Source organism: Parabacteroides provencensis, from assembly GCF_900232875.1.
Lineage (GTDB): Bacteria > Bacteroidota > Bacteroidia > Bacteroidales > Tannerellaceae > Parabacteroides > Parabacteroides chinchillae.
This window is the reverse complement of sequence record NZ_LT960488.1, coordinates 1222952-1243561: the sequence shown is the minus strand read 5'-3', so window position 1 is coordinate 1243561 and position 20610 is coordinate 1222952. Positions and strand designations below refer to the sequence as shown.

Annotated in this window: 17 protein-coding genes; 9 read left to right on the top strand and 8 right to left on the bottom strand. The window is 41.4% G+C overall.

Annotated features, from left to right (window positions below):
• Nucleotides 1–13 precede the first annotated feature (13 nt).
• Genes porU through CTY47_RS05435 form a run of 3 tightly spaced genes read right to left on the bottom strand, consistent with a single transcriptional unit; the run spans nt 14 to nt 4681 of the window.
• The gene (gene porU, locus CTY47_RS05445; protein WP_099463761.1) at nt 14–3403 is read right to left on the bottom strand and encodes a type IX secretion system sortase PorU; all 3390 of its coding nucleotides are present in this window, start codon (nt 3401–3403) and stop codon (nt 14–16) included.
• A gap of 10 nt (nt 3404–3413) precedes the next feature.
• The gene (locus tag CTY47_RS05440) at nt 3414–4028 is read right to left on the bottom strand and encodes a fumarylacetoacetate hydrolase family protein (protein ID WP_099463760.1); all 615 of its coding nucleotides are present in this window, start codon (nt 4026–4028) and stop codon (nt 3414–3416) included.
• 2 nt (nt 4029–4030) lie between these two features.
• Complete coding sequence (locus tag CTY47_RS05435) at nt 4031–4681, bottom strand: redox-sensing transcriptional repressor Rex (RefSeq protein WP_099463759.1); 651 nt, start codon at nt 4679–4681, stop codon at nt 4031–4033.
• Between the two features lie 939 nt (nt 4682–5620).
• Between CTY47_RS05435 and CTY47_RS05430 the strand changes: the two genes are divergently transcribed.
• Nucleotides 5621–6949: an IS4 family transposase gene (locus CTY47_RS05430; RefSeq protein ID WP_099463225.1), complete on the top strand. Its 1329-nt coding sequence runs from the start codon at nt 5621–5623 to the stop codon at nt 6947–6949.
• Between the two features lie 1721 nt (nt 6950–8670).
• On the opposite strand, the gene CTY47_RS05425 is transcribed toward CTY47_RS05430, so the two are convergent.
• Both CTY47_RS05425 and CTY47_RS05420 read right to left on the bottom strand, forming a co-directional pair.
• Entirely contained in the window at nt 8671–10125 is a 1455-nt protein-coding gene (locus CTY47_RS05425) for an aminoacyl-histidine dipeptidase (protein ID WP_099464092.1), read from the bottom strand.
• 49 nt (nt 10126–10174) lie between these two features.
• Nucleotides 10175–11188, bottom strand: a complete 1014-nt coding sequence (locus tag CTY47_RS05420) for a lysylphosphatidylglycerol synthase transmembrane domain-containing protein (protein ID WP_099463758.1) — start codon at nt 11186–11188, stop codon at nt 10175–10177.
• 96 nt (nt 11189–11284) lie between these two features.
• Between CTY47_RS05420 and rsmA the strand changes: the two genes are divergently transcribed.
• From rsmA to CTY47_RS05380, 8 genes are all read left to right on the top strand, one after another.
• Nucleotides 11285–12088, top strand: coding sequence for a 16S rRNA (adenine(1518)-N(6)/adenine(1519)-N(6))-dimethyltransferase RsmA (gene rsmA, locus CTY47_RS05415; RefSeq protein WP_099463757.1), 804 nt, complete (start codon nt 11285–11287; stop codon nt 12086–12088).
• Nucleotides 12089–12106: 18 nt separating this feature from the next.
• Entirely contained in the window at nt 12107–13453 is a 1347-nt protein-coding gene (gene mgtE, locus CTY47_RS05410) for a magnesium transporter (RefSeq protein ID WP_099463756.1), read from the top strand.
• A 198-nt stretch (nt 13454–13651) separates the two neighbouring features.
• Nucleotides 13652–13990: a CidA/LrgA family protein gene (locus CTY47_RS05405; RefSeq protein ID WP_099463755.1), complete on the top strand. Its 339-nt coding sequence runs from the start codon at nt 13652–13654 to the stop codon at nt 13988–13990.
• A gap of 3 nt (nt 13991–13993) precedes the next feature.
• Entirely contained in the window at nt 13994–14692 is a 699-nt protein-coding gene (locus CTY47_RS05400) for an LrgB family protein (protein ID WP_099463754.1), read from the top strand.
• A gap of 170 nt (nt 14693–14862) precedes the next feature.
• Nucleotides 14863–15426, top strand: a complete 564-nt coding sequence (gene efp / locus CTY47_RS05395) for an elongation factor P (RefSeq protein WP_099463753.1) — start codon at nt 14863–14865, stop codon at nt 15424–15426.
• A gap of 64 nt (nt 15427–15490) precedes the next feature.
• Nucleotides 15491–16171 (top strand): RadC family protein, encoded by a 681-nt coding sequence (gene radC / locus CTY47_RS05390; protein WP_099463752.1) that lies wholly within the window; start codon nt 15491–15493, stop codon nt 16169–16171.
• Nucleotides 16172–16256: 85 nt separating this feature from the next.
• Nucleotides 16257–16574, top strand: a complete 318-nt coding sequence (locus tag CTY47_RS05385; RefSeq protein ID WP_099463751.1) for an SUF system Fe-S cluster assembly protein — start codon at nt 16257–16259, stop codon at nt 16572–16574.
• A 17-nt stretch (nt 16575–16591) separates the two neighbouring features.
• A complete protein-coding gene (locus tag CTY47_RS05380; RefSeq protein ID WP_099463750.1) occupies nt 16592–17371 on the top strand; it encodes a UDP-2,3-diacylglucosamine diphosphatase in 780 nt (259 codons plus the stop codon).
• A gap of 76 nt (nt 17372–17447) precedes the next feature.
• Here the strand turns inward: CTY47_RS05380 and CTY47_RS05375 are convergent, their stop codons facing one another.
• The 3 genes from CTY47_RS05375 to cdaA form a co-directional block, all read right to left on the bottom strand.
• Nucleotides 17448–18647 carry an acetate kinase gene (locus tag CTY47_RS05375; protein WP_099463749.1) on the bottom strand — a complete coding sequence of 400 codons (1200 nt, stop codon included), beginning with the start codon at nt 18645–18647 and terminating at the stop codon, nt 17448–17450.
• Between the two features lie 26 nt (nt 18648–18673).
• On the bottom strand, nt 18674–19690 hold the full coding sequence (gene pta / locus CTY47_RS05370; RefSeq protein ID WP_099463748.1) for a phosphate acetyltransferase: 1017 nt from the start codon (nt 19688–19690) through the stop codon (nt 18674–18676).
• A gap of 125 nt (nt 19691–19815) precedes the next feature.
• Entirely contained in the window at nt 19816–20601 is a 786-nt protein-coding gene (gene cdaA / locus CTY47_RS05365) for a diadenylate cyclase CdaA (RefSeq protein ID WP_099463747.1), read from the bottom strand.
• Nucleotides 20602–20610 lie beyond the last annotated feature (9 nt).

Below are 20610 nucleotides of genomic sequence, written 5' to 3'. Positions count from 1 at the left end.
ATTTACCGATTCTTTATTGTGCAAGAATGACTAATTTCTTTGTTTTTGTAGCTTCTTTAGAATGGTTAGAACTTATTGCCGCCCGGTATAAATAGATTCCGGGGTGCAGCCTGGCTCCGTTGTTATCGGTCAGGTTCCAGGTTACTATATAAGCTTTGAATAGTTCGTTCGAACCTGTTTCACTATGATTCCATAACAGTTTTCCTGCCATATCGTAGATCATAATATTTACGGCAACGTTGGTTTCCGGCCGGTTATGATACAGGCGGAATTCCACTTGTTCGCGGGCTGGATTTGGCGTGCCGATTAGTTCGTACAGATTGGGTTTTAAACCTTCAACTACTTCGAAGCTGAAGGTTTTAGTCGTCGAATTGTTCTGTATATCCCATACTTTAAATTCTGCCGTATGAATACCCGGATTTAATGCAGGGATAGAGAATGTCACAAATCCTTCGCCCTCTTTACCCGGAACAGACTCATAATAACTGTTCAGGTTATAATTTAAAGCGGACTGGTTGTCGATTGTCAGTGTGATGTCATGCCCTACGCTGTTGCCGGTGATATTAACACCGCTTTTATCCCAAAGTTGGGCAACAAATAAAGGAGTCGTGTTTACTTGTCCTCCATCTGTGAAAGTGGAGTCGTTCAAATACAGGGCTTTGATTTCCGGACCTTCTGTGTCTTTTTCCGTGTCATCAGATGTTCCTCCTACAATGAAGTTGGTAAAAGACCCTTGCGCTTCTGTCCCTTTTGTTTCGTCCGAAGCATATAGGTTTATTTTACCATAATCGTTTGAATAGGAAATATCTTTGGGTACGGTGAAGGTGAAGCTGAACTTGCCGTTGCGTACGGAATCATTTCCTATAAATATCGTGTTCGGATAGTCGGTAAAAGAAAACGTCTGTCCTATATTGTTATTATCCAGTGTTGTAATTGTACGCTTACTGTCTAACACTGTCGGATTTACTATTCCTGTGAAATCCTCGGCTTTTTCTCCGTTGGGAGTAGTGATTTCTCCTTCTACAGTGACTTTTTGTAATGCCTTTAAAGTAATAGGAGAACCGTCAACCGGTTCGCCATTGACGGATGTCACTTTTGCGTGGTATTCCGGATAAGCCAGTTTCATGGCGGGATCTCCAACCAACAGGAAATTAAGCTTGTTGGAATCATTCCCCAGATTGCGTTTGGTTATTTTAATTACGTCTCCCAATGTTATACGCCGTCCGTTTTCTTTTTCAAATAAATTGGCAAGCAATTCCATGTTGATATTGAAATTCGGGCCGGATAAAACAACTCTTGTTGTGGAGAACAAAGCTATACCTCCGCTTTTTTTATTCAGAAAAACACTTTCGCCTGCAGATGTGGTTGGGGCATCAAACCGGGTAAAGTCGCAGGTAGCCGTAATCCATAAAGGCAGATTGGCATAGGTGGACTGATTAATGTCACTTTGTGTTATTATATGCTCGTCGGCTAAAGCTTCTGTGCCACCGTGCCCTGTGTAATTAATCAACATTAACCCGCTTTTCAGAAGTTGTTGAATCTTCTTGTTTACATCGGGATAGGAGCTTTGCCCGCTATGATCTTTCTTGTAAGCATCCATGAATATTTTGTTGACAAGAAATTCCGGGTGATTTCCTTCAATATAATCGGCTTCCTTGTTTGCCTGATTCATGTGGTTTATCGTAAATGTATCGGCATTGTTTCCGTCATCTGCAATAAAAGCAACTTTATTTTTCCATGAACCGAATTGTGTATTGTTCATGTAGGCAATTGCTTTATCGACCATCTGGGTGGCTTCTTCTACTGTGCGTACGGGGAAGCGACCAATTCCTATCTGTAATTTATCATTTGGTAAATAGCTGCCCGATTGATCTTCCAGGAAACCGAAATAATCTTCTGTTACGTAAGAATTTATGTCAAGGGAATTAGCAGATTGATAGGTGGGCAACATGTTTTCCCGGGGTATGTCTTTCAGGTCTTCACAAAGAAAACGGTTATCGTAAACACCGTCGCCAAATAGTAATAAGTACTTGGGTGCATCCGTTTCAGAAGTGCTGCGGTCGTAAAACATTTTCATGAAACGGCGGATAGCTGTGGCATCTGGCGTACCACTCGAAAATTCGTTGTATATCTTTTCCGGTTCTACAACTTCTACAGTCAGGTTATCGCGTTGGCGGTGTTCTTCCGCCAGACGTTCTGCCTGGCTTTTGAGGGCAGGAGCTGCTATAATCACCATATCTGTTTGTCCTAACTTGTGCAAATCTTGTGCAGCAACATAGCCATTGGCTTTTTCATAGCCGGGAAAAGTTTTGTCCGGTTGTACCAATGCAAATTCCCGTAACTCTCCTTGTGGAATGGTGAATGAAAGTTCTGTGCCGTTTAATGAAGTTTCCATTCGTTGCGGATTTTGGCTGTCTGTTATATCGAATACCAAAGTACTTGCATTTGCATTTTTGATGACGAAACGGGTGGTATTCCCCTTAGATGCCAAGCTACGGAAAAGTGTACTTGCCCCATAGGGTTGTAGAGTACGTTTTACTTGTAGCCTGATGTAATCGAGGTGTACGTTTGTATGTCCGCTTGGGTTATAACTAACAGTGACTTTTGGTGACTCGCTTTTATCTCCTGTCCATGTAGCAGTGCCGGTTCTGGCTATAGCTTTTATATATTCCGGATAGTTATAACCATTGGCTGCAGGAATCGTTAAGTTTAGCAGATCTTGATTACTAATACTTAATGTTGCCTTTCCCGCACTTGAAGCTCCTCTGGCGATGAAGCGCATTGTGACTTTTGCGTCATCATTAGTGATACCCGGAATGGAGGGCATCGACAGGGTTCTTGTACGTGTCAGGCTGAAAGATTCACCAAATAAGTCCCGTCCGGATTTATTGACCGATATAAGGTCTTCTTCATGGACAACATAATCGTCAAAAGTATTGACAACTAATGTTGCTCCTTCACCGGAGGCAGCAGTTGTCATTTCTTTTGTTTCTGTATTATCTGTCAGGAAGTAACATCCGTATAGTGAATACGGATTGTTGGTATGTGCAAAAGTCCCGTTCTCTGAGTCATATTCCCATTTACGTACCCCCTTGCCATAAAAAAGCAGGTAGTCTGTTCCTTTGTAAACGGGAACAGTAGGAAGGTCGTCCAGGTAAGGTTTACGGAAGTCTTCATCCATGATCCATCCTCCGTAACCGTGAACGGAAACTTTTGAAGGATCGGAGAAGCCCATGTTCTTTAAGTCGGAAAAAGAGAGCTTGTACATCCCGTTTTCCTTTATTTTTATCTTAACCCATTTCCCTTGTGATAAAACGGAACTGGATGTATAGCGGTCGCTGCCTGCCCATGCAGAGGACAAGAAGCAAAGACTTATCAGTAATGTGTATATAGTTCGTAACATAAATCAGTTATTACCGTACATAGAAGTCCAGCAATTTCCGTTCGCCGATATATCCTTGCAGATGGTCATCAATCTTAACCGGTCCTACACCGACAGGGGTTCCCGTATAAATCAGGTCTCCGATTTTTAATGTGAAGAAACGGCTAACGTAAGCAACAATTTTGTCTACAGGGAAAAGCATATCCGACGTATTGCCTTCCTGAACTTTCTGTCCGTTTATTTCCAGATGGAAAGGAATGCGGTCAATATCACCTGCTCTATCCAACGGGATAAACGTTCCTACTGCGGCCGAGTTGTCGAATGCTTTGCTGATTTCCCAGGGTAGTCCTTCTGCCCGTAATTTGTTTTGCAAATCGCGCGCGGTAAAATCGATGCCGACTGTTACTTCATCGTAGTAACGATGTGCAAAACGTTCGGCAATATTCTTTCCCAGCCTGTTTATCTTTATTACAATTTCCGTTTCATAATGAATCTCGGACGAGAAATCGGGAATAAAAAAAGGTTTCCCGTCTTTCAAAAGAGACGAATCGGATTTCATAAAGATCGTAGGTTCTGATAATTCTAACGAATGATGTAGCTCTTTATTGTGGGCTGCATAATTCATTCCTACAGCAATAATTTTCATTTTTAGTGATTTATTGAATTCATCCGGTTGAACATAACCGCTAAATGTGCATACATGGAAGTATTTTGTACCACGATATGTTCCGGTACGCGGATACGGAAAGGTGTAAAATTCCAGAGAGCCTTGATTCCTCCGGCAATGATTTGTTCGGTAACCTCTTGGGCCTTTTCAACAGGAACCGTAATGATGCCGATTGTTGCTCCGTATTCCTTTTGTTTGGCAGGAAAATCATCGATATGGAATACAGGGATGCCATGAATGCGTGATCCGGCCAGTTCGGGGCGGACGTCGAAACCTGCCACTATTTCCAATCCGTATTGATTCAGACCGGAGTCGTGTAATAACGCTGCTCCCAGGCTTCCTACACCGAAAAGGAAAGCTTTGTGTTGCACCGTGAAGCCCAGAAAGTCTTCCAAAACGTCTACCAGTGTATTTATATCGTAACCGACTCTGGTTTTTCCCGATATGTTTACAAATGACAGATCTTTAGCAACCTGGCTGGCGTCTACATTAATTTCTTTGGCAATTTGAGTAGACGACACAAATGTTTCCCCTTTCCCTTTCATCAGTTTTACAAAGGCAAGATACCACGGCAATCTTCTGAGTGTGGGCTCCGGGATTTTCCAAATTTCTTTCATTTCATCGCTGGCCATTGCTATATATTTAATGTAAGAGCACAAAAGTACAATAAATTTTAAATTTGACCGATATTCTTAGAGAAGCACTTACGTTTATTAACATGATTTTTAATGCTGTCTATTTGCAATGGTTTCAGAGTTTCGTATTACGTAAATACAGACTTTGGATATGTCTCCCACTTTGTCACCTTCTGTCACCTTCTTCGGGGGGTATTCTTAAATTGCAAAATGATCTGATATCGGCTGTATGTTGTTGATATATATATTATTGTATCGTTGTTGCGAAATCATGCCTGTAACGCTTTAGTGCTTCCCGCGAACACTTTCCCTGATGCTTAAATAAGCTGTTTATCGCTTATTTAATATGGCTTTAGCCTGGTTTCAATTGCCGTCTGCTTCAGCTGACGGACTAAAAGGGGATATATCTGTATTGGCTTTAGCCAAATTTCTTCTCGGAAAGCTCTTTTTGATTATCTCATTCTTATTGGGCTGAAGCCCTTGAAAGAAGAAGGCTCTACTATCCGTCGGTTAAAACCGACGGCAATTGAACTTAGGCTAAAGCCATATTAAAGAAGCGCCCTTATTAATCAAATCTAATGCTATTATAAACTAAATCTAATTCTATTATTAACATAACCGGATGATAATGCCATTGTTTTAGGGAAGCTTTATGTGTTTTGTAAAGAAGTTAAGTAAGAAAGAGTAACCGTTTTTTATATGGCTTTAGCCTGGTTTCAATTGCCGTCTGCTTTAGCTCAATGTCATTAAGTTAAGCGATAAGTGCCTGACAACCTTGTGTTCTCATGACAATGAAGAGAAGCTTTACAAGAAAGTGGAAGTTCAATAATGCAGAATGGATGATAAGTTTTTTCAGGAAGAGAAAAAAAGAGAAAAACCATTGGATTGAAAACGGAAACTCCGTTTTTTTATAATTGAATCTAAAAAAACAAGCCAATGGTTTCCGCAAATATAGAAATAATAAACGATTTGAATGAGTTTTTTCAAAATACAATGAGTGATAAAGAAACAAAAATGCGATACGTAAACAAGGCAACAGATTTCACGCGTAAACGCAGTTTATCCTTTTCGAGGATGGTTGCGTTACATATCAATCTCTTAAAAAGGAGTTTAAGCGTAGAACTAGAGAGCTTTTTTTCTCATATCAGCTCTGCGACCGTGACCAAGTCGGCCTTTTGCCAACAGCGAAGAAAATTAAAGCCTGTCTTTTTTCAGGACTGGAATGACATACTGATATCCTCCTATTATCGGAATACCCGGAGGCAAGAGAGGAGGTGGCGAGGTTTTAGGATATTCGCCATTGATGGCACGAAGTTATCATTGCCAAATACGAGAGCTTTGAGACAGCATTTTGGATACAGTACCAACCAGCATGGAATAAAATCGGCCACAGCCCGTGCTTCAGTTCTCTATGACGTATTGAACAAGTTGGTGGTTAATAGCAAATTATGCTCACTCAAAGAGGCTGAGCGTACCACGGCATGCGACCTGATCCCTTTCTTGAATAAGGACGACTTGCTGCTACTGGACCGCGGATATCCATCCTTCATGTTGTTCTATTTACTAATAAACAGGCAAGACTCTCACTTCGTGATGCGTGCCCAAGCAAACTTCTGCAAGGTGGTTGACGAGTTCCGTTCCTCTGGCAAAAAAGAAGAGATAGTCACCCTTCGAGCCACTTATAAGGCGATCAAAGGCTTAAAGGATCAGGGTGTGGAAATCCCACCGGAGACAGAGGTCAAGGTTCGCCTGGCCAGAATACGGCTGGATGATGGTCAGGACGAGATATTGATAACGAATCTCTACGACACAAAAGCATATACACTTCCGGTTCTAAAGGAACTCTACTTCTTGCGTTGGCCGGTGGAGACCACTTATGGCTACCTCAAAAATGAGCTACAGGTAGAGTGCTTCAGTGGGATCAGCCCTGTTAGTATAGAACAGGACTTCTATGCTAACATTTTTGTGTTCAACCTGCAAGCCGTTATAGAAGAGAGCTGTGAGGAATACGTGCGAACTGTAAACCGACAAAGGACAATCAAGTATAAGATCAATAAGAACGTATGCTGGGCTCTGATGAAAGGGAGGGTTATCGATTTATTTCTCCATGCTGAACAAGCAGGTTACTTGTTGAAGGAATTGACTTCCTTATTCGAAAGGTATTTAGAGCCTGTCAGGCCAGGCAGGAAATATACACGAACAAAGAAATCAATCAAACTTCTAGGCAAGTATGTGACACTTACGAATTATAAAAGAGCGGTCTAGTGCTTAACTTAATGACATTGTGCTTCAGCTGACGGACTAAAAGGGGATATATCTGTATTGGCTTTAGCCAAATTTCTTCTTGGAAAGTTCTTTTTGGTTATCTCATTCTTATTGGGCTGAAGCCCTTGAAAGATGGATGCTTTACTATCCGTCGGTTAAAACCGACGGCAATTGAAACCAGGCTAAAGCCATATTAAAGAAGCGCCCTTATTAACTAAATCTAATGCTATTATAAACCAAATCTAATTCTATCATTAACAACAACCGGATGATAATGCCATTATTTTAGGAAAGCTTTGTATGTTTTGTAAAGAAGTTAAGTAAGAAAGAGTAACCGTTTTTTATATGGCTTTAGCCTGGTTTCAATTGCCGTCTGCTTCAGCTGACGGACTAAAAGGGGATATATCTGTATTGGCTTTAGCCAAATTTCTTCTCGGAAAGCTCTTTTTGATTATCTCATTCTTATTGGGCTGAAGCCCTTGAAAGAAGAAGGCTCTACTATCCGTCGGTTAAAACCGACGGCAATTGAACTTAGGCTAAAGCCATATTAAAGAAGCGCCCTTATTAACTAAATCTAATGCTATTATAAACCAAATCTAATTCTATCATTAACAACAACCGGATGATAATGCCATTATTTTAGGAAAGCTTTGTATGTTTTGTAAAGAAGTTAAGTAAGAAAGAGTAACCGTTTTTTATATGGCTTTAGCCTGGTTTCAATTGCCGTCTGCTTCAGCGGACGGACTAAAAGGGGATTTATCTGTATTGGCTTTAGCCAAATTTCTTCTTGGAAAGCTCTTTTTGATTATCTCATTCTTATTGGGCTGAAGCCCTTGAAAGAAGAAGGCTCTACTATCCGTCGGTTAAAACCGACGGCAATTGAACTTAGGCTAAAGCCATATTAAAGAAGCGCCCTTATTAACTAAATCTAATGCTATTATAAACCAAATCTAATTCTATCATTAACAACAACCGGATGATAATGCCATTATTTTAGGAAAGCTTTGTATGTTTTGTAAAGAAGTTAAGTAAGAAAGAGTAACCGTTTTTTATATGGCTTTAGCCTGGTTTCAATTGCCGTCTGCTTCAGCTGACGGACTAAAAGGGGATTTATCTGTATTGGCTTTAGCCAAATTTCTTCTTGGAAAGTTCTTTTTGATTATCTCATTCTTATTGGGCTGAAGCCCTTGAAAGAAGAAGACTCTACTATCCGTCGGTTAAAACCGACGGCAATTGAACTTAGGCTAAAGCCATATTAAAGAAGCGATAAACAGCTTATTTAAGCATCAGGGAAAGTGTTCGCGGAAGTGTTAAAATGAAATCAGTATTGACCGTTTTTAGGCGTTTGAAAACCTCGTTAGTGTATTGTAATATTATCTATATTAGCAAGTTGTATATTTATATGGAGTGTCTATGGATAATTTTTCACATTTAGGAATACCCCCCGAAGAAAGTGACAGAAGGTGACAAAGTGAACCCCTAAATGTCCCTTTATTGAGACTATGGTCTGATACTTTTTAGGTAAGCTACTAAATTGAATAGGGTAAGCAACCTATGAGGAAAGGTAGGCAACTAAAAAGGGCACAGATGGTGCAGGCAAGGCACAGATAAACGCAGACCTTATTGATTATTAATAAAAATCTGCGATATTCTGTGTGTTCTGCATCATCTGCGTTCAATATTAGCTTTTTGACATGTTTCCTTGATAATTCCGGAAAGAGTCAGATTCTTTCTAATGTAGCCTTTATAAATTCCCAAACCCGTTGTACGGATGAGATGCTGACGCGCTCGTCAGGAGAGTGGGGATGTTGTAAGTCCGGTCCGATGGAAATCATGTCCATTTCCGGATATGCTCCCTGTATGATGCCGCATTCGAGACCGGCATGCATAACCTTTACCGATGGTTTTTTACCGTATAAATCCAGATATACTTTCTCCATCAGATTCAGGACAGGTGAGTCTATGTTGGGTTGCCATCCATTGTAGGCTCCGCCATATTCCACTTTTGCACCGGCCAGGGCAAAGATGCTTTCCAGGCTGGAACAAACAGCATATTTGCGGCTTTCGGAAGAACTTCTTACTAATATCTTTATCTCGATCAATTCGTTAGCCGTATGCACAATTGCCAGATTGGATGATGATTCCACTGTGCCGGGGAAATCATGCAGCATGCTGATGACACCGTTCTGGCATCCTTCGATAGCGTTGATCAAATCGTCCTGAATTTCTTCCGGGATCAGAGTTGACGGCATATCTGTCATTTCAGCCACAAAACTTATATTGTCTTCTATACCTTTGTATTCGGTACGGAAAGTGTCCTGGTAGTCTGCTATCAATTCCCAAAGGGATTCTACATTATCTCCCGGAATTGTTATCGTGGCAAATGCTTCACGTGGAATGGCATTGCGTAAGGAGCCTCCTTCAATGGAAGATAAACGTGCTCCATAATCGCAGACAGCTTCTTTCAGGAACCGGAACATTAATTTGTTGGCGTTTGCCCGTCCCAGGTGGATATCTACACCGGAATGTCCGCCTTTTAATCCGGTCAGGCTTAATTTAACGGCTGTATCGCCTTCCGGTATATATTGATCTTCTTTAAATTGGAAAGAGATATTCAGGTCTGCACCACCGGCGCAACCTACAAACAACTCTCCTTCTTCTTCCGAATCGCAGTTTAGCAGAATATTGCCTTTCAGGAAACCGGATTTCAGCCCGACTGCTCCATCCATGCCTTCTTCTTCGTCTATGGTAAAGAGTGCTTCCAAAGGACCGTGTTGTAAAGAGTTATCGGCTAATGCCGCCATAGCGAATGATGCCCCTATCCCATTGTCTGCTCCTAATGTCGTTTCATGAGCTTTTACCCAGTCTCCGTCTATGTAAGCATCTATAGGGTCAGTAATGAAGTTATGTTTTACTGATGCATTTTTCTGCGGAACCATATCGAGATGTGCCTGCAAAGTAACGGTCTTGTGTCCTTCTCTTCCGGGAGTAGCCGGTTTGCGGATCAAAACATTTCCTACTTCGTCCTGCAGGGTTTCTAATCCCAAGCTTTTTCCAAATTCGACTACATAACGGGTTACGGCCTCCATGTGTCCGGTTGGACGAGGAATTTGTGTAAGGTCATAGAAATAACCCCATACATGCTTTGGTAATAGATTTTTGATTTCTGCTGACATAGAAGTTACTGATTTAAGTTTATAACTCTTATTTAATACATGATTGTATTCATTCTGAAACAACAGCTGTTTCCTGCGTTCCTTTGTTGGTTAGCGGCAATGCTATTACGCCAAACAAACCACAAAGCCCTGTCCATACCGTCTGTACAGTGTGTACGACTAAAGCAAAAGCTGCAGCATCACTCTCGTTTACCCCGAAACAAACTAATGTTGCAATAACCATGAAGTGCCACGGACCGATGCCTCCCTGTACCGGAACGGCAACGCCTATACTACTCATCGTAAATGCGATTAATCCGACGGAAACCCCCAGGTCGCGGGTAAAATCGAATGCATAAAACGTGATATAGAAATAACAGAAATAACCAGCCCAGATAAGCACTGTCTCCAACAAGAAACGAACTTTGTGTTTCATCAGCCAGATGCTTTTCATCCCTTCCCAAACATTCAACAACAGGGTCTTCGCTTTCTGTACCAGCGTAAAGTTACTCATATAAGTGAATATAAACCAAATTCCGACGCAAAAAACTATCAGAACCACATAAATCCAGATAGAATTGAACATAGATTGGAAGCCGTCAAGCAGTGCCGGGTTCTTGGCAAAGAAGCTCGTGAAGAAATTAATGTTGAAGATGAATATCATCAAAGTAATAAGTCCGACCATGATTGTATCGCTTACACGGTCTATTAACAGGGTGCCCAGCAATTTGGAGAATGGGATCTTGTCGTATTTCGTAATCACACCACAACGCCATACTTCCCCGACGCGGGGCAGTACGAGGTTTACAGCATAATTACCTAATACGGCATAGATAACGTTGCTCATCTTGAACCGCTCGCCCAGCGAACTGATCAGCAATCCCCATCGGAGACCGCGTATTATATTGGCAGCAAGGCCGAATAATAGGGAAAACAAGATTATGTCATAACGGACACCTTCTTTTACTACTCTCCATATCTCACTGACATCCATCTTCCGATATAAAAACCAGAGCAGCAAACAGCCGAAAACCAGAGGTAAGCATATCTTAAGAATCGTGCGTAGAATGCCTTTAAAATCCATTACACGTAGGGTTCTTTTAATAATTTGTTGTATTTTTGTGCGTCTGCAAAGATACAATATTATTTAGATACGAAACACAATCTATTAAATAACTGGATGAGATTAGTTAAACCGAAAAAGGCATTAGGGCAACATTTCCTTAAAGATTTGCAAATTGCCCAGCGTATTGCTGATACAGTAGCCGACTATAAAGGTACACCGATATTGGAGATAGGTCCTGGTATGGGAGTGCTTACCCAGTTCTTGCTGGAAGCAGGACAAGATCTTACAGTTGTGGAACTTGACCGGGAATCGGTAGCTTATTTGGAACAGAATTTTCCTGCTTTGCGAGGGCGCATTATAGGAGATGATTTTCTGAAGTTGGACCTTCCCAAACTGTTCTCAGGGCCGTTTTGTGTGATTGGGAATTATCCGTATAATATATCCAGCCAGATATTTTTTAAGGTTCTTGATTATAAAGAACAAGTACCTTGTTGTTCCGGAATGTTGCAGAAAGAAGTGGCCGAACGCTTGGCTGCCGGTCCGGGTAGCAAGACATATGGCATATTAAGTGTATTATTGCAGGCATGGTATGATGTAAGTTATCTGTTTACAGTCAGCGAATATGTTTTTGATCCGCCCCCAAAGGTAAAAAGCGCCGTTTTGCGTATGGTGCGTAATGACCGGAAGGAATTAGGATGCGATGAGAAATTGTTTAAAACCGTTGTCAAGACCTCTTTTAACCAACGTCGCAAAACGCTTCGCAATTCAATGAAACCTCTTTTAGGCAAAGATTGTCCGGATTATGTATTGCCTATTTTTGATAAGCGCCCCGAACAACTTTCTGTAGAACAGTTTGTAGAGCTTACCCTGATTTGTCAAAAGAATAATGTGCTTGGCCGGATAACCCCCGCCCGATAGAAGAAACAACACGTTGTCATGATTGAATTAACGAAAGAATACATCGAGAACCTGAAAAATATCATCGAACGGAAAGAAGATGATAAAGCGCGCGAATTGTTGCACGAATTATATCCTGCAGATATTGCCGAATTATATCAGGAACTGAATCTTCGGGAAGCTATTTATCTCTATCTGCTGATGGACGGAGACAAAGCAGCCGACGTGTTGATGGAACTTGACGAAGAAGACCGTCATAAATTACTGAAAGAACTTCCGAGTGAATTGATTGCGAAGCGTTTCGTGGATAACATGGAAACCGACGATGCAGTTGATTTGATGCGTGAATTGGATGAAGACACGCAGGAAGAAATCTTGTCGCATATAAAAGATGTTGAGCAGGCCGGTGATATCGTAGACTTGTTGAAATATGACGAAGATACGGCCGGTGGTTTGATGGGTACTGAAATGATCGTTGTAAACGAGAATTGGAGTATGCCCCAATGTATTGACGAAATGCGTAAACAGGCTGAAGAGATGGACGAGATTTATTACGTATATGTAATAGATGACGACGAACGCCTGAAGGGTGTTTTGCCTTTGCAACGGCTTATCACCAATCCTTCTGTTTCCAAGATCAAACATGTAATGAAGAAGGATCCGATTTCCGTACATGAAAGTGACAGTATTGAAGATGTATCGCAGACTATTGAGAAATACGACTTGGTTGCGTTGCCTGTAGTAGATAGTATCGGACGTTTGGTTGGTCGTATTACTATTGATGACGTAATGGATGAAATCCGCGAGCAACATGAGCGTGAGTACCAGTTGGCTTCCGGTATTTCCCAGGATGTGGAGACATCCGATAATGTGTTTATGCAAACGGCTGCACGCTTGCCTTGGTTACTTATCGGCATGATTGGCGGGTTAGGAAATTCGGTGATTCTGGGAGGCTTTGAGAGCAGTTTTGCTGCTAATCCTAAAATGGCTTTGTTTATCCCGTTGATTGGTGGTACCGGCGGAAATGTAGGAATACAGTCTTCTGCTATTGTGGTGCAAGGCTTAGCTAATAATACATTGAAAGAAGGACATATAGTTTCGCAAATATTAAAAGAATCTGTTGTTTCGCTTATCAACGCCAGCATTATCAGTCTGGTAGTATTCATATACAACTTCTTTATGCTGGGTGACAGAGCTATTACGGCATCTGTGTCACTTAGTTTATTTGCCGTAGTCATGTTTGCCAGTATATTCGGGACACTTGTGCCGATGACATTGAACCGGATGAATGTGGATCCGGCCCTTGCTACCGGCCCTTTTATAACGATTACTAACGATATTATAGGTATGATGATTTATATGTTTATCACCTCTGCATTAGCCTGATTTATCAAACCATCGTTACACACGCTTTTTTTGTATCGCAAAACCCATCCCGGTGATTTGGGAAAATCATAGTTATGGGTTTGAAAAGTTATAACTATGAATCTGTTTTGTTAAACATAGGTTAATGTCTTATGTTGTAGAACATATTTTTTGTTTGTGTGTTATCTTTGCAGTCACTAAATAATAGGTAAAAGGTTTATGCTGGCACAAGCGTTTTATATTTTATTCTTCTACTTTACGGGAGAGTTTATAAGCTATTTCATAGACGGTTTTATACCGGGTAGCGTGATAGGCATGGTGTTGCTCTTTCTGGCTCTTGCTTTTAAATGGGTAAAACCGGATAAAGTGAAACGGGTATCTACTATATTGACACAGAATATGAGCCTGTTCTTTGTTCCTGCGGCTGTAGGATTGATGGGCTCAGTGGGTATTCTTTCCCAGTATTGGGCGGTTATCCTTACGGCATGTGTGGTGAGTACGATTTTAGTTATTGTCAGCGTTGCTCTTGTGCAACAGAAAATGGAGAAAGGAAAATAGACGATGAATACGTTGGCTGATTCTGAAATATTTGCCCTGACCTTGGTGTTGGGAACTTATTTGGCGGCGATGGCTTTGTATAAGAAGACCCGTGTCAGCCTGTTGCATCCTTTGATAACCTCCGTGTTTGTAATTATAGTCGTGCTGCAAGTGCTTGGTGTTCACTATGAATCGTTTCAACAACATACGCATTTGATTCACTTTCTGCTTGGTCCTTCCGTTGTAGCATTAGGATATGTCCTGTACGAACAGATACAATACCTGAAAGGAAATGTAATCTCGATCCTGACTTCGGTATTTGTAGGAGCTATCGTTGGTATCGTAAGCGTAATTATAATAGGTAAAGTAATGGGAGCGGACCAGGCTTTAATAGCCACCCTTCAACCTAAATCGGTGACAACACCCATTGCTATGGGCATTGCTGAAAAGGCCGGGGGTATCCCTTCTTTAACAGCTGTTATTGTTGTTGTGGTAGGTATTTTTGGCAGTATAGTCGGGCCTGTTGTAATGAAAGTTTTAGGTATAGAAAGCCATATAGCCAAGGGGCTGGCACTAGGCGCTTCGTCGCATGGAGTAGGGACATCTGTTGCCATCCAGCTGGGAGCTATAGAAGGAGCCTTGAGCGGATTAGCTATTGGCCTGATGGGTATAATGACTGCTGTTTTGGTTCCTTTGATTGGTTTAATTCTGTCGATGTTCTAAATAAACAACCACGGGCATTTTCTCCTTCCAAATCATATTAGATTGATTTGCAACTCTTTTCAGAATAAAAATACGGCAATATGTTGTTACTTTCGTTTGAAAGCACTACTTTTGCACCCGGAAAATGACGAATTAACTCAATCGTATTACATAAATAAAAAATATAAAGTATGATCAATTCACAAGACATTAAGAAAGGAACTTGTATTCGTTTAGACGGAAAGCTATATTTCTGCGTGGATTTTCTTCATGTAAAACCAGGTAAGGGTAACACTATCATGCGTACGAAATTGAAAGATATTGTAAATGGCGGTACGCTTGAACGTCGTTTCAATATTGATGAAAAACTGGAAGATGTACGTGTTGAACGCCGTCCCTACCAGTTTTCATATAATGAAGGCGAACATTATCACTTTCTGAACCAGGAAACATGGGAAGATGTTATTATCGATAAAGAACTTATTAATGGTGTTGAATTCATGAAAGAAGGTCAGGTTGTTGATGTTGTTTCGGATGCTTCGACAGAAACTGTTCTTTTTGCTGACATGCCTGTAAAAGTACAATTGAAGGTTACTTATACGGAACCGGGTGTTAAAGGCGATACTGCAACAAACACATTGAAGCCGGCAACAGTGGAAACCGGTACGGAGGTTCGTGTTCCGTTGTTTATTTCTGAAGGTGAAACGATCGAAATCAATACACAGGACGGTTCTTATGTAGGACGTATCCGTTAATACTATATAGAGAAATGGGGGCGGCTAAAAGCCGCCCTTTTCTTTTTTATACCAAATACAAGCTATGAAAATAACAGATTGGGCGATAGAAGATCGTCCGCGTGAGAAATTACTTCATAAAGGAGCATCTTCCTTAAGTGATGCCGAGCTTCTGGCTATTCTGATTGGTTCTGGAAATCTGCAGGAAACGGCAGTTCAACTGTCCCAGCGTATTCTTCATTCTGTTGATAATAATTTGAATGCATTAGGCAAATTGTCGGTAAACGATTTAATCTCATCTTTTAAAGGTATTGGTGAAGCAAAAGCAGTTACAATTGCTGCTGCTTTGGAATTGGGTAAAAGACGCAGAGGTTGTGAACCGGTTCAACGGTTGGTTGTTCAGGAAAGCCGCGCGGCTTATTCTCTTTTTTATCCCTTGCTTTGTGATTTGCCATACGAGGAACTATGGATTGCTTTACTGAATCGTGCAAACAGAGTTATTGAGAAGGTTAAAATTAGTCAAGGTGGAGTGGGGGAAACCCAGGCAGATATTCGTCTGATACTGAAAGCAGCTATCCAATCGCTGGCTGCAAGTATTATTCTTTGCCATAATCATCCTTCGGGAGTCATCCAGCCAAGTGCACAGGACGATGCGTTGACACAGCGGCTAAAGCAGGCGGTGCAGTTGGTGGATATCCGTTTATTAGACCACATTATCATATCAGACGACCGGTTTTATAGTTATACGGATGAAGGCAGGCTCTAGTAAAGTAGCTTTTAATAAACTTTTCAATGTATAGAGAGGTTCTTTAGTTAACTATTTCGTAATTTTGCACTTAAATAGAATTAAAATGAACAACGAATTCCTCCAGACAGAAGAAGCTATTGTTGCCATGCTTAAAACCGTATATGATCCGGAGATACCGGTAAATGTGTACGATCTTGGCCTTATATATAATGTAGAGATTGACGACGATAAGAATGTTCGTATAGATATGACGCTTACGGCTCCTAATTGCCCTGCAGCCGATTTCATTGTGGAAGATGTCCGTATGAAAGTAGAATCGGTGGACGGTGTGAACAATGTGGAAGTGAACATTGTGTTCGAGCCGGAATGGGATAAAGATATGATGTCTGAAGAGGCTAAGTTGGAACTGGGCTTTTTATAATTCCTCCTGAAAGAAAAATGAACTCCTCCCGAAAGAAAATATATTTTGCTTCGGATGCCCATTTAGGCGCCCGTTTCCACAAAGACCCGTTGGCGGTTGAAAAGAAGCTGGTGCGCTGGTTGGACAGTATAAAAAAAGATGCTGCAGCTGTTTGGCTGTTGGGTGATATTTTCGATTATTGGTACGAGTATAAATATGTTGTTCCGAAGGGACATACGCGTTTTCTTGGTAAATTGGCCGAGTTGTCGGATAATGGAATTGAGATTCATATATTCATTGGGAACCATGATATATGGATGTTTGACTACTTGCCTCAGGAAATAGGCGCTGTTATTCATCGTGAACCGCTTACCATTGATTTATTGGGCAAACGTTTCTTTTTAGCACATGGAGATGAAGTGGATTATCGAAGTAAGCTTTTTCGTCTGATCCGGGCTGTTTTTCGCAATAAATTCTGTCAGTGGTTGTATGCGGGTATTCATCCCCGGTGGACATTTGGTTTTGCCTTAGGTTGGTCATTGAGTAGCCGTAAAAGTGGTTTGAAGAAAGAAACTCTAAATGGTAATGTAAAAGCATATCAAGGAGAAGCAGGAGAGTACCTGATTTCTTTTGCAAAAGAATATTTGAAGGTGCATCCGGATATAAACTTCTTTGTTTTCGGGCATCGTCATATCATGCTGGATTTAATGTTGTCTAAGACGAGCCGTTTACTTATTGCCGGCGACTGGATGCAATATTTCTCTTATATAGAATGGGACGGCGAGTCTCTCTCCCTGAATCAGTTTGAAATAGAATAAAAAAACAGTCCCAACCGATGCCGGGACTGTCTAAACACTAATCCTTTGTGTTTTGTAAGCTGTGAGGATTAGGATTTTATTTGTTTAATATATCCATCGTGTCGGAAGCAATCATATATTCTTCGTCAGTAGGAACAACAATAATAGTAACTTTACTGTCCGGAGCGCTGATTACCATTTCTTCGCCACGCATACCTTCATTTTTCTCCACATCGATTTTCATGCCCATATATTCCATGTTTTCGCAAACAACACGACGGGTTGCCCATTGGTTCTCACCAACTCCACCAGTCCATACAAGGATGTCGCAACCACCTAAAACAGCTGCATAAGCACCGATATATTTCTTAATACGATAATTGTATACGTTTAATGCCAGGATAGCCTTCTTGTCTCCGTCGGCTACTGCGGCTTCGATTTCACGCATATCGGAAGACAATCCGGAAAGTCCCAGTACGCCGCTTTGTTTGTTTATCAGGTTAGACATGCCTTTAGCATCCAGACCTTCTTTGTCCATCAGGAATGTCAGTGCACCGGCGTCTACGTCTCCGCAACGGGTACCCATCAATAAACCTTCTACCGGAGTTAATCCCATGGAAGTATCTACGCATTTACCGTCTTTGATTGCAGCAATAGAACCTCCGTTGCCTACGTGGGCTGTGATAATACGTTGTTTTTCGTATGGGACTCCTAATATTTCGCAAGCACGTCTTGATACATAACGATGGCTCGTCCCATGGAATCCATAGCGGCGGATACCGTATTTTTTATAAACGGAATAAGGAAGTCCGTACATATAAGCGTAATCCGGCATTGTCTGATGGAAAGCCGTATCGAATACACCTACCTGGCGAATACCCGGAATCAATGAGCTCATCGCACGAATACCTTTCAGGTTAGGAGGATTATGAAGAGGGGCCAGATCAATACATTCTACCACTTTTCCAATCACTTCGCTTGTGATTTCAACACTTCCGCTGAATGCTTCTCCTCCGTGTACTACCCGGTGTCCAACAGCGTCTATTTCATCATATGATTTGATGCAACCATATTTTTCGTCGGTTAATATGCTTAGAATAAACTGAATTGCGGCATTGTGTTCCGGCAATTCTTTTTCCAAGATCACTTTTTCTCCATTAGGCAATGTGAATTTGAGAAAAGAACCGGGTAATCCCAGTTTCTCGACACCGCCTTGAGCCAGTACTTCATGTTTGTCCATGTCAAACAATTTGTACTTTACAGAAGAACTTCCGCAGTTAAGAACTAATATCTTCATGTGTTTATATTGTTATTTTGTGATTCTTACTTTTTTGTAGCTTTCAAACCTATCGATTGGTTGCAGGCTATAGCAACCATCTTGTAAATATCGTCTACCGAACAGCCACGTGACAGATCGTTTACAGGAGCAGCCATTCCTTGAAGGATAGGGCCTACAGCTTCTGCATCTCCAAGGCGTTGTACAAGTTTATAAGCAATATTGCCTACTTCCAGAGTAGGGAATACCAATACATTTGCTTTGCCGGCAACTTCACTACCCGGTGCTTTTAAAGATGCTACCTTTTCAACTAATGCAGCATCAGCCTGAAGTTCACCATCAATTTTCACGTTCGGAGCCATTTCTTTGGCCATCTTGGTAGCTTCTACAACTTTGTCTACCATTTCGTTTGAAGCACTTCCTTTGGTAGAGAAGCTTAACATGGCAACCTGAGGTTCAATACCTACGATATCCCGTGCTGTTGCAGCTGTTGCGATTGCAATGCTGGCCAGTTCGGGAGCTGTGGGGTTAGGCATTACAGCACAATCGGCAAATACAAGTATGCCGTTTTTACCGTATTCCTGTTTTTTTGTGAACATGATAAATGCACCTGAAACGCAGCTCATACCCGGAGCTGTTTTTATAATTTGTAATGCAGGACGCAAAACATCGCCTGTTGTGTTTTGGGCGCCGGCAATTTCTCCATCGGCATCTCCCGATTTGATCATCAAACAGGCAAGAAACAACGGTTCTTCAACCAATACGGCTGCTTTCTCCGGAGTCATGCCCTTTTTCTGACGTAATTGGAAAAGCAAATCGGCATAAGCTGCCTTCTTTGCATGATTTTTAGGGTCGACGATGGTTGCTTCGTTAATGTGGTTCAATCCAAAATCTGTAGCAAGTTTTTTAATTTCGTTGGGATTGCCGATCAATACAATGTCTGCTACTTTGTCGGCCAATAAGCGGTCGGCTGCTTTCAGAGTTCTTTCCTCTGTTCCTTCGGGAAGAACAATGCGCTGCTTGTTAGCTTTAGCGCGTGCAATGATGTCTTGCATTAAGTCCATAATAGGAATTTTTATATTATTTTGTAATTGTCACCGTAATCGGTTACAAAAGTATACAATAATGCAATATGGAGTTTGCAAAACGGGCAAAAGAATTACATGTTAAGTTGTCACTTTCAGAACTTTTAACAATAGTTTGTCACTTCCCGTTCGCCTGAGAGTATTTGTTGGAGTTCTTCTGCAGTCACATTCACACTTAGCTTACCTTTGTGGGCTACTGATATTTTTCCGCGTTCTTCCGAAACAATGATAACGAGGGCATCTGTTTCGAGTGACATGCCTAATCCTGAGCGATGCCTCAATCCCATATCTTTGGGTAGGGAAGCGTTTTGTGCGACAGGAAGGATGCAGCCTGCTGCTTTGATACGGTTGTCTGCAATGATCATGGCTCCATCATGTAGAGGGCTGTTTTTGAAGAAAATATTTTCTATCAGGCGTGCATTAACATCGGCATTAAACATTTCCCCTGTATGTTCGTATACCGATAAGTCGATATCCTGTTGAATGACAATCAATGCTCCTGTTTTTTTACGTGCCATATTCATACAGGCAAGTACAACCGGTGCTATGAACTTACCTTCTTTTTCTTTGGTTTCATCCTTTTTCGAAAACAATTTGCCCAAGAATTTCCATCCGCGGTGTGAGCCTAAAGCCACCAGAAAGCGCCGTATTTCGTCTTGAAATAAAATAACCAGTACCAGAAACCCTACACTGATGAACTTATCGAGTATGGCTCCCATTAGTCTCATTTCCAGAACTTGCGAAACGAGTATCCATACTATAATAAATGAAACGACGCCACTGAAGATTGCCAGTGTACCCGAACTTTTCATTAATTTATAAGTCTGGTACAGGAAGAAGGCTACCAGTAGTACATCAATCAAATCTTTTATGCCAAAGTGCATCCACATAATAATAGA